Here is a 9,878-nt window from a genome sequence, read left to right as displayed (position 1 = left end):
TGACTGGCCGGGAGCATGGAGGAGAAGCCGGGGGTGGGTCCCGATTGGACGCCGATCAACCCGTCAACCGGGTCCTTCTTCCACGCCGATTCTCACCCAAGGTGCAACCCTAACGCCGGCCGGCGCCCATTTTCAGCCCGCCGCGGATGAGCTGGCGCGTGGCTTGGAGCGTACCCGTCGCGAAGTCCGTGCGATCGGTGATCGCAATACGGTGGCGCTCTCCGTTGCAGCAACGCACGCGCTGTCGTTTACATTTTTCCCGAACTGGATCCGTGGCTTGATGCAACACCAAGCCCTCGGCACCCTCAATCTGATCTCCGACAGCATGGACGCCTGTGAGGCCATCATGATGTCCGGTGAAGTGCATTTCCTGCTCTGCCACTTCCATCCGTCTGCGCCGGCCCGTTTCGAGGCTGACCGCTTCCCGAGCGTCTCGGTCGGTGAAGATGTACTCGTTCCGCTTTGCGCGCCCAGTGCTGACGGACAGCCGATCTGGTCACTGCCAGGGTCAGCAGCCGCACCGGTTCCGTATCTCGCCTACAGTCAGGCCTCGGGTCTCGGTCGTATCCTTGCAGCCGACCAGGAGCGAGAAATCACCCATACTGAGACGACGCTCACCTCACACCTTGCGGCAACGCTGATGACGATGGCGCGGAACGGGCACGGCGTCGCTTGGCTGCCGCACAGTCTGGCTGGTGACGACGAATCCCGAGGCCAGCTTGTCAGAGCGGGTCCGCCGGAATTTGATGTGCCAATCGAGATCCGGCTGTTTCGCTCGCTTGAGTGCCGCAACCGTGCGGCTGACACGCTCTGGGACCACCTCAGCGCAATGAGCTTGGGGGCATTGGTCCCGCCGAAATCTTCCGACACATAAGCTGCTGAGTAACCCTGAGAAGCCTGTATCGCGCCCCGGCCAGGTAGTGTCGCTTTTCGGGGACACCCCTTCAGTTATGAGCGGCTACTTGAGCGACCGAAGCGCCAGCTTCGGCCCGCTTTCCGGACACACGTCTTTCGATCAGCGAATGGCTGCATTCCACCCTCAGCGGTCCTCGCGTGGGCGTTTAATGCATCGGATTTTGACCGGCGAGAGGTGGGGCGAGGGCTCCCCAGCCTCATGCACCGACGGGCGCCGTTTCCTAGGTGGTTGGGGCCAATGAACAGCCCCAACCACTCACATGCTCAGCACCGGCCGCCCCATCAAGACTCAGGCAACCGGACCGGGCCGGCAAACCGCTGCATAGGGTGGTCCTCGCGCAGGCGGTTGCGGTCCCTGTCCCGATCCAGCGCATCCAGCACGTCGTCACGTCCGGCTGACGCCAGCCTGTGAGCGACCTTGGTGCCTTTGAGCGCATAGATGACGGGCAGCCGCTTGGTGCCGCCTTCGATCTTGTAGCCTCGACCGTCCTTGCCGCCGCCCACCTTGTCGGCCTGCCCGGAGAGATACCGCAACGCTGCCTGTGCCGGCCCTTTGGCGGCTCGGAAATCAAAATCCGATCGGTCGTTCACGGCACCGCCGGTGTTTCGGTATTCGTTGTCGCCCAGCGCCCCCATGAGGTCGCTCAACTCGCGCACGTCGAACATCTCACGACCGGAAACCCGAAGCAGCCAAATTGCCGCCGCGGCGTACCGCTCCCATGGGTTCGCCATGGCGGTAACCTGTGCTTCCAGTTTTCCGTCTGAAACCGGCGGCGCCTTGGCCGGCTTGTAGTCGCGCACATCCCGGGTTTTCAGGTAGCGCCACAGCGTCGCTAGCCGCTCAGGTTTTGAAACAACCTCATTCAAGCGGTCATAGTATGCGAGATCAGGCTTGTTCGCGATTGTTATACCGCACCGGACGTAAAAGATACGTCGGTCGTTCTCCTCTACTCGGAGCGAGGTTTCATAATTCGAGGTGATAACCACCCGCATGAAGTTGCGGACGGTTTCGATATCCTTCCCTTTGCGCTCAATCTGGAAATAGTCACCGTCTGCGCCAGGGTCCACCATCTGCTTAAGGGTGGACGTAATCTGCGCCATCGTGTGCGCTGTAGAGCCTTTTGGTAGCTCTTTGATGCTGAGGATGCGGCATCCCTCGACCCGGGCGAGCGCGAACCGGCGCGCGCCCTCATTCACGAGCTTAGTCCCATCGATTTGGCCGCCCATACCCTGCCCGATACCGTCGAACATGGCCGTCAGCATGTGGTTATAGGTGGACTTCCCGACGCCGGGCTCACCCACCAGGAAAAGGAGGTGGCCCGGCCGCTTGCCGCTTTGCACCATGTAGGCGAGCGTATCGAGTTCGTAGTTAGTATCGGGGCCGAAAACCCGACCGATGAACTCCAATAGGGTTTCGAGGTCGCTCGCTGCCTGTTTCTGGCACCGTGGGCTTTGCCGGGCGGCCAGGATGACGGGTGACTGGAACCGCATGTTGAGGCGGTGGCTCGGCTTGCCTTGCGGCCTCTCCTCAACCACCACCACCCCTCGGTCATAACGAGGATCGAGAGTTTCGCCGCTGAAAAAACAGGTAGGATGCCGTTTCCGCACATCACGAAGAAAGGCATAAAACCCTTTTTCGGTAGCGGGGTATTTCCCTGTTGCGTGGATCGCATCAAGCACTGCGGTATTAGGGTCGCTGTCCCAATACCTCCACCAGTCTACACCTTTGAAAGCGCTGTCAGGTTTCTCTCTGCGCCGTAGCTGCAACGTGCCTTCATTCCGGCAATAGTTTACGTCGCTTACCACGTAGGTAGACGCAAAAAGGTCTATCGCCGCAGCCTCGGCGGTTTTTCGTGCCTCGATATCAGCGCGTATCAGTTTCGAGACTTCGTGGGCGTCGTCGGGAAAGTCAGCCCGCGCGCTGGTGAACACGCCGTGCCGGCGAAACACCTCATCGAGGGCATACCGCCCCACCCGCACGCCGCGGCTCAAACTCTCCCAGGCTTTGTCGAAATACTCGGGTGGGCACCATTCGGGGTTTTCGGTAGCCCACGCCTCTACGTGCTCGCGGTTTCCCTCAGCCTCGCTTCCAAGCGCAGCCCGGATTTTGGCGAGGATCGAAACGAAGTCGTCGCGGCTCGGGAAATTGGCCTCGCTGTTCGGGATGCGGTCCAGCCCATCAAAGATATCCCGGACGGGAAAAATTGGGTCCTCAGCCGAGTGGTCGCGTTCCTCGCCCGGAGCCGCACCGCCGCGCCGATTGATGATGACGCCGCCGCGGGCCGTAAGTTCCTCCTCGAAAGCCTCCAGGAATCTGGCAATAGCCGCGTCGTCCACCCGTTCAAGTTCATCGGCCGCCACCATGTCGGCGAGGTCATAGCCGCTCGCCCACTTATAGGGGGCGCCGCTCGGGTGGGTGCCAGCGATGACGTATTGATTGCCAATTCCGATCACATCGATTTTGTGGATGGGGTCCAGGTCGTCCTCACCCGCGAGGCGGTAGGCTAGGTGCCGAGTTCGAACCCATGCATCCGGGCTTTTTGGGTCACGGCACCGGAAGGCATAGAGCCGGCGGGGGCTATCCCCTCGAATGCGCTCGGCGATGCCGGCTGCCCTGCCGAAAACCTGGATAACCACGTCCTCGACAAGGCGGTGCGCCTCCTCGTTCTCGGCGTCGCTGTCGATACCGGGCGCCCACCGGCCGAGGATACCCACGTTCGGGGTCGGCCAGGACTGCATACCTTGCCGTTCAGGCTCCGGTACGCCGTTACGCACGTATCCCCCTGCAAGGCCACTCCAAGCGCCAGTCCGGGGATTAAACCGCCCCGGGGCCTTGCCAAGCACGTCAGCTTCAAGCGCCCCTTTGCCAGAAATCTTGGCGTCGATAGGCGCGATAGGGAGTAAAGCTAGGGCAGGAATACCAGCGTCACGAAAACGAGACGTTGCTTCGCCGAAACTCGGCGTTGACTTAACGGGAGAACCCACTATTCTAACTCCGCTTGTTGGGTGCTTGTCTGCGATCCAGCCTTGGGAACGGGAGCGCGATCCTACGGGGTCCGCTCCCGCTTTCTTTCGGGGAGCACCCGGTCAACGCCAAACCGGCGCAAAGCACTACGCAGCGCTTCTTCGTCTTTTTGCGTTGTTGGCTCGTAATGCTTGAGTAACTTCTGCACTCTGTCGTTTATTTCTCGAACACAGAAACGAGAAGCGCCCGGCTTGAAAGCTACAATTGAACCATCGTCCCTTCGCACAACGAGGTGCCCGACCACATCTGCATGCGGGTTTAGAGCTTTACCGAGTAAGTCAGCATCGCTTGGTTCGCGTGGTGAGGGGCCATGCGAAAAAGCCCTGATCTTGCGCCACCGATCAATTTCTTCGAGTTTCGACATGCTCAAGATCTTCCGTTCGATGGGCTCAGGGGGAGCCATCGCGCGGAATGGATCGTCACGCGGAAAAACCCTGATGGGTGGGCGGTGATACCGCCTTGGCTAGAGGCCGGTTTGGGTTTTATCGACCGAGGGCGATTAGCACCGCAAAACCTCGGGGATCGGCGGCCGTTGTTTCTGCCGTCGCTTACGGCCTCACGGGGGTGAAAGGGCCTTGGTGGCATCGCCTTCGCCGGTGACAGCGGAAGCCGCACTGCCGGCTGGAGTCCCATCCAGCGCCACGGTGGCGACGACGGCCCCCGTCGCGGTCCGCACAGCCTCAATCCGGTCCGACAGCATCATGGCGACCACGCCCTCAGGGATGGCCTTCGTAACTACGACCGATACGCCACCGATGACCTTTCTGTTCGCCGTCCGCACGCCTTTGGCGGCGATCCGTGCGAGGCCGCGGAAACGTGCTCCGCGGGCATGTCGGGGTGCCCCACGCCCATTGCGGCGTCCACAGGATCATGGGCGCGCCTGCGGCGGCCCAGGTGCGCCGGGGAGGCTATGGGAGATGCGCTCCCGACTGGCTCGGGGAAGGTAGGCGTCGGTCGGGGCTGATGATGCTCGCTCATGGCTCACCCACGCGCTGTGCATTGTATTCAATCAATGTACCAAGTCGCCAGCCAAGTTTGCGGGAACCAAGTCGGACGGGTGGCGGTGCTTTGTTTTCCTTGTAGAGTCTTCTCCAGTGTCCAACCGAAAAATTGCAGAACGATGCTGCCTCACTTGTTCCGATTATTCGATTAAGTGCTAGCTGAGATGCGAGGTCGGCGGGTAGACCGGACAAATAGTGTTCTGCCATGGCAGGCCCTTCCAATCATTGCGATAGGCGCCGTCGCACCGGGCATTCGGCGTTCCGCCATGCAAACACAAGCATACAAGAGAAGTCAATCTGCCTAATAGCGATATATAAAACGACATAAAGCTTGATACAACTGCCAGGGTTTCTGGTTTACGAGTTTTCGGTTTTCTCAGCCTCGGGTTTTCATTCGCTCGAAAACATACTCTGCCCACCGGTCCAACGCTTGGCGCTTTTCTGCGGCGTAAACCGCACGGTTATACGTACCGGCAACGCCCATCTTTGAAGGGCCAGTTATGTGGTTCACCACCGCCTCGACAACGTGTGGTAAAACCCCGAGGTGTTCATTCATATGCGTCACCACCGTTCGGCGGATATCGTGAATTCTCCACGGTTCGAGTGATGCGGCCTGCTCCCCCCAAAACCAAACACGTGCTTCCGTAATGCGGTTATCCAGACTGGTTTTCGATTTGGACCAACCCTGAAACGCGCCGGCTTTCTCGCCGAACAAGAAATCTCGCCCTTCCCGGACAGGTACGGCTTCGATGACTGCGAGCGCCGCAGACGATAGCGGCACGTCATGCGGCAACCCATTTTTGGTTCTGTTGGCTGGCAGACGCCAAGTTTTCGCTGCCCGATCAATCTCTGACCAGCGCATATCGCCGACCTCGTTGCGACGTTGCCCCGTCAATAAGAGCAAGCGGACAATGCGCCCATAATCGTCATCACGTGTCGCATTCCAAACCTCACAGATTTCGAGTTGCGAGAGGACACGCGTGCGGCTGGTTTCCTCAATAGCTTTTCCGGTGGCGACGACGGGGTTTGCATCCACGTACCCCTGCCGCATGGCCCAGGTGAACATGGCGGATAGGCACGTCCGGCCTCGATTGGCGGCGTGCGGCCCGTGTTCCGCTGCGATGTCGTTCAACCACACCGCTACGTCGCGGCGCGCGAGGCCGTGCATGGGGAAACCTGCGATCGGGTTTCCGTACCGGACAAGGTACCGCTCTGCCTCAGCATATGAGCTTGGCCGAAGCCGCTTTTTGGCTTGAACTAGATACTGCCCGGCAACGACGGCCATGGTTATGGCGGCCCTGGTGCGCGCCTCAGTCTTTTCGGCCTGTGGGTCGTTGCCAAGCTGAACCTTGGCGAGAATTTCCCGTGCGCGCTTCCGAGCATCCTCAGGGTCTACAGCAGACGCACTCCCGACAGTGATGCGACGGTGCTTCGTCCCGACCCGGTATTGCACGATCCAAGTGCGCTTTCCGCCGGACCTCAAGCGCAAGCCAAAACCGGGAAGTGCGTCATCGAAAACGATGCGCTCGGATTTCCCCGGGAGGATTTCGAGGTTGGCGACGGTGGCACGGGAAAGCCGCATGCTTGCCTCGGCTGGGAAGCGGATGGGAAGCACGCTCTTGATACTTTTTGGCTGCCAATGACAACCGGTGGGAGAGGGTCGTGCCGCTAAATAATTGTTCCACCGGCAATTAATGGGCGATCAAGGGGTTTCCCAAAACTATACCCTGCGCTTTACACGGAGAGGGTCGGCGGTTCGAGCCCGTCACCGCCCACCAATGATTAGGACGACTTAGGTCGCATCCGGGTCAAAACGCTCAGCCGTTTCCCCCTAATATTCCCCCAGAACCCTGTTTTTCGCGGTGCGGCGTGCCCGATCGCAATCCCACCGTCGGCGAACTTTTCAAGGCCAAGGCCGTCACCGACGACGAGGTGAACGCCGCGGTCGAGGTATTCACCCGGCCGCCCTTGCGCCGCGCCGGCACGAGTTCAGCACCCGGCATGAGACGCCGCGCAGCTCGTGGATCATGCGCTCGTCCACCACCGTCAGCGCCTCACGCACCGGACGCGGGTCGATGCGGCGGGCTCGCTCAGATCGCACGCTCCGTCGAGTTCGGGCACGGTTTTGGCGATGTGGTTGACGAACTTGGCGAGCGTCTTGGCCTGGCTGATGCCGACGCAGGTCAGGATGCCGGTCCAGGCCTGCACGAGGGCGCGGATGTCCCGAGCGAGCGCAACGATCCTCTGCCAGTACGGCGAGGTGCCGGACGATTTCGCCGAGTTGCTGCAGGCGGCCTAAGGGGGCGCGGCGCAGACTTACAGCCTTGAGCAGGAGGGCGGAAACGGCGCCTGCAGAGTCGTGGTCGATGACGACGTAGCAGGGCGAGTGATCGCCTCTGACGAGCATCCCGGCCTCTAGCGCGTCGAGGATCAGAACGACCGGCTCATGGCGCGCCGATATGCGCGGCCTGTTCCGGTTCGCCCGAGGCTTCGACCTGGATGGCGCGATCGTGCGGGAGATTTACGAGATCGTCCGGCAAGAGGCATCGGCCGCCGGCGCCAGCGATGACGACCGCATGGACAAGGTGCGGAAGTGGATGCTCGCGGCGGTCGGAGCTTGAAATGAAAAAGCCTCGCGCGGCTGAGCCGGGCGAGGCCTCATCAGAGCCACACTGCTGCGTCAGATGCCGCGCTTTCCCTGAGCGAGAGTTTGGGCATGGCGTGCGCGGTGGCTGCAGCGCGGGCGGACGAGGTGGAAACACTCGTCGAGCAGTATCTTGAGAGTTCACGAGGCAACGCTCTGGTCGCCCTTCGGCAGGCCGTTTCAGATGCCCTCGTGGACGCGATCGAATGCCGGCAGAAGCTGGCGGCGGCCGAGCGGACCGCCTCCCGCGGGTTCAGGCGACAGATGCCGGTGGCGGCCACCCAGCAGGCCGAGCCGTCATGCATCATGCCTTCTGGTGCTAGCCCGTTGCTCGGCTAAGGTTGCGATCGTTGATCGCGGTTCCCATCACGAACTGGCCGGATCGGCCGCCGAGCGTCCGGCCAGCAGATGCCCGTCCTTGATCGGTGCTGAACGACAGCGCTTCGACCCGCAGCCCTCGGCGCATGTTGTCCGGCAGATCGGAGTGGTCGTGATAGCCGGCATCGTGGGCCATGGCATCCATGGCCTGGGTCTCGTTCGTAGCCTCGCCCGTCCAGAGTATTGCGCCCGTTCCGCCCTGACGGATCTGGAAAACCGACATCGATAATCCTCCCTGCGCACATCGAAGTCTGGCCGCATCAGCACCAGCCGCCTGCTTTGCAGTACGGGATTAATTCGATACGCAGCGGATGGGAGCACGGCAGGATTTTGTCGTCAACTAAGCAAAATGGAAGATGCCTTCGCGACGAGCCGCGCAGGCTCGCCGAGCACCGTCCGTGGCTGCGAAGCACGATGATCCGACAGCAGTAGATCGCCGTGTTGACCCCGGCGCGACATCGGGTCGAGTACGTGCATCAGCCCGGTGTGACAGCGCCCGCCGAGCGCCCGTAGGGGCGGTCCGAGATCACCATCGGGCCGCTGACGACCTTTGCGCGCGAGGCGCCGGAGGAGGTGGTGCGGGCACTGTGCGTGGAGCGGTGTGCCGAAGTTCCGGGAATAAAGCTCTGTTTCTGCAGCCTCTGCGAACCGTCACAGCAATGCGCCGACGCGCTCGATTTCGTCGCAGGCTGACGCAACACCATCGTCCGCTTCCATGCGAGTATGAGCGGCCGTGCGCGCTTCGATCATAGCTGGAGAGGCGAGCATCTTCTCGATTTCACGGCAGGCGCGCCTTGGGCGGAAGGCTTGGGGTCGAAGCACGGCGCCGAGCCTCAGGCGAGATAGGCGCTGCGCGTCGTCGAAGTGATTGAAGGCGACAGGCACCACCATCTGAGGCACCCCCGCGGCCAATGCCTGCGCGACGGTTCCGATGCCGCCATGGTGGATCAGGGCCGCGCTGCGCGGCAGGAGCAGGCTGAGCGGTGCGTAGCGGACGTGCAGCACGTCTGCAGGAAGCGAGGCCGGCACCTGGTCGGCTTCGCGAGCGAGCAAGATACCCCTTCGGCCCATTCGCCGGCAGATCTCCACGGCAACCTCGAAGAAGCGTGCGCCTTGGCGCATCCCCGATCCGTAGGTGAAGATCAGCGGCGGTGACCCGGCGTCGAGAAACGCTTCGAGCGAAGGTGCAAGGTCGCCAGCATCGCCAAGGCGATCGGCCATGGGGAAGCCCACCTGCATCACCTGTGTCGGCCAATCCATTTGAGGCGGCACGTACCAGGGTGGGCTCATCAGGAGCGCCCGCAAGGGGCTGTTCCACCAGTATCGGAGGCGCTTGACCGGCGGCAGACCCAGGGCGGTGCGCAGGGCGTTGAGCGGCGGAAGGCTGACGGGATCGATGAGGACGCGGTCGGCGCCGCGCCCGAACCAATGCCGCAGGCGCGATGGCATGAGGGCCTGCAACGGCAATCCCGGGAGCCTGGGGGCTGCGTAGCGGCTTTCAATCAAGAACGGAGTGACGTGGACGGTGATGACTGGCAGTCCGCCGTTGTCCTGGGCCAATCGTACGCCGAACGCATTCGGTGAGGCGATGATGAGGTCAGGACGTCCGCGAGCTCTCTTCTCCAGCCACCGCATGGTTCTTCCTGCCAGCGAGACCATCATCTCGAATAAAGGGACGAGGCCGCGCCGGGGATGCCAGAGGTCGGGAGCGCTCAATGCTTCGTCATACTCGGCCTCCGTGCACATCGCATCGAAGTCGAGGCCGGCGCGTACGGCCGATTGCCGGAATGGTTCGGGTGCATACAGCGACACATCGTGCCCCCGCTGCGACAGCTGGTGCCCTATTGCCACAAAGGGCAAAACATCCCCGTAAGTACCCAGCGCCACCAAACAGATGTTCATCACGAAATATTGA

The 9,878-nt window shown here is 61.7% G+C and carries 8 protein-coding genes and 1 pseudogene; 3 read left to right on the top strand and 6 right to left on the bottom strand.

All coding sequences use genetic code 11. From position 1 onward, the window contains the following. The first annotated feature begins 163 nt into the window (after window positions 1-163). Window positions 164-874 (top strand): LysR substrate-binding domain-containing protein, encoded by a 711-nt coding sequence (locus BY998_RS16890; protein ID WP_245421623.1) that lies wholly within the window; start codon window positions 164-166, stop codon window positions 872-874. Window positions 875-1,197: 323 nt separating this feature from the next. Here BY998_RS16890 and BY998_RS16885 read toward each other — a convergent pair whose 3' ends face one another. From BY998_RS16885 to BY998_RS16875, 4 genes and pseudogenes are all read right to left on the bottom strand, one after another. Further along, window positions 1,198-3,630, bottom strand: a complete 2,433-nt coding sequence (locus tag BY998_RS16885) for a DUF5906 domain-containing protein (RefSeq protein ID WP_146221793.1) — start codon at window positions 3,628-3,630, stop codon at window positions 1,198-1,200. Between the two features lie 332 nt (window positions 3,631-3,962). Then, window positions 3,963-4,304 (bottom strand): hypothetical protein, encoded by a 342-nt coding sequence (locus BY998_RS24000; protein WP_146221792.1) that lies wholly within the window; start codon window positions 4,302-4,304, stop codon window positions 3,963-3,965. A 1,013-nt stretch (window positions 4,305-5,317) separates the two neighbouring features. Beyond that, window positions 5,318-6,523 carry a site-specific integrase gene (locus tag BY998_RS16880; protein WP_110352767.1) on the bottom strand — a complete coding sequence of 402 codons (1,206 nt, stop codon included), beginning with the start codon at window positions 6,521-6,523 and terminating at the stop codon, window positions 5,318-5,320. Between the two features lie 382 nt (window positions 6,524-6,905). Continuing rightward, window positions 6,906-7,200 (bottom strand): annotated as a pseudogene (locus BY998_RS16875) (Y-family DNA polymerase); the annotation flags it as partial. Between the two features lie 200 nt (window positions 7,201-7,400). Here BY998_RS16875 and BY998_RS24445 point away from each other — a divergent pair. Further along, entirely contained in the window at window positions 7,401-7,562 is a 162-nt protein-coding gene (locus tag BY998_RS24445; RefSeq protein ID WP_181425544.1) for a hypothetical protein, read from the top strand. Between the two features lie 95 nt (window positions 7,563-7,657). Beyond that, the gene (locus tag BY998_RS16870) at window positions 7,658-7,924 is read left to right on the top strand and encodes a hypothetical protein (RefSeq protein WP_110352766.1); all 267 of its coding nucleotides are present in this window, start codon (window positions 7,658-7,660) and stop codon (window positions 7,922-7,924) included. Here the strand turns inward: BY998_RS16870 and BY998_RS16865 are convergent. Beyond that, window positions 7,905-8,186 carry a hypothetical protein gene (locus BY998_RS16865; protein WP_110352765.1) on the bottom strand — a complete coding sequence of 94 codons (282 nt, stop codon included), beginning with the start codon at window positions 8,184-8,186 and terminating at the stop codon, window positions 7,905-7,907. The two genes, BY998_RS16870 and BY998_RS16865, sit on opposite strands and share 20 nt — an antisense overlap. 428 nt (window positions 8,187-8,614) lie before the next feature. After that, window positions 8,615-9,865 carry a nucleotide disphospho-sugar-binding domain-containing protein gene (locus tag BY998_RS16860; RefSeq protein WP_110352764.1) on the bottom strand — a complete coding sequence of 417 codons (1,251 nt, stop codon included), beginning with the start codon at window positions 9,863-9,865 and terminating at the stop codon, window positions 8,615-8,617. Window positions 9,866-9,878 lie beyond the last annotated feature (13 nt).

Origin of the sequence: Methylobacterium sp. B4 (genome assembly GCF_003201865.1) — a bacterium.
Taxonomy (GTDB): Bacteria; Pseudomonadota; Alphaproteobacteria; order Rhizobiales; family Beijerinckiaceae; genus Methylobacterium.
This window is presented reverse-complemented; position numbering and strand designations above follow the sequence as displayed.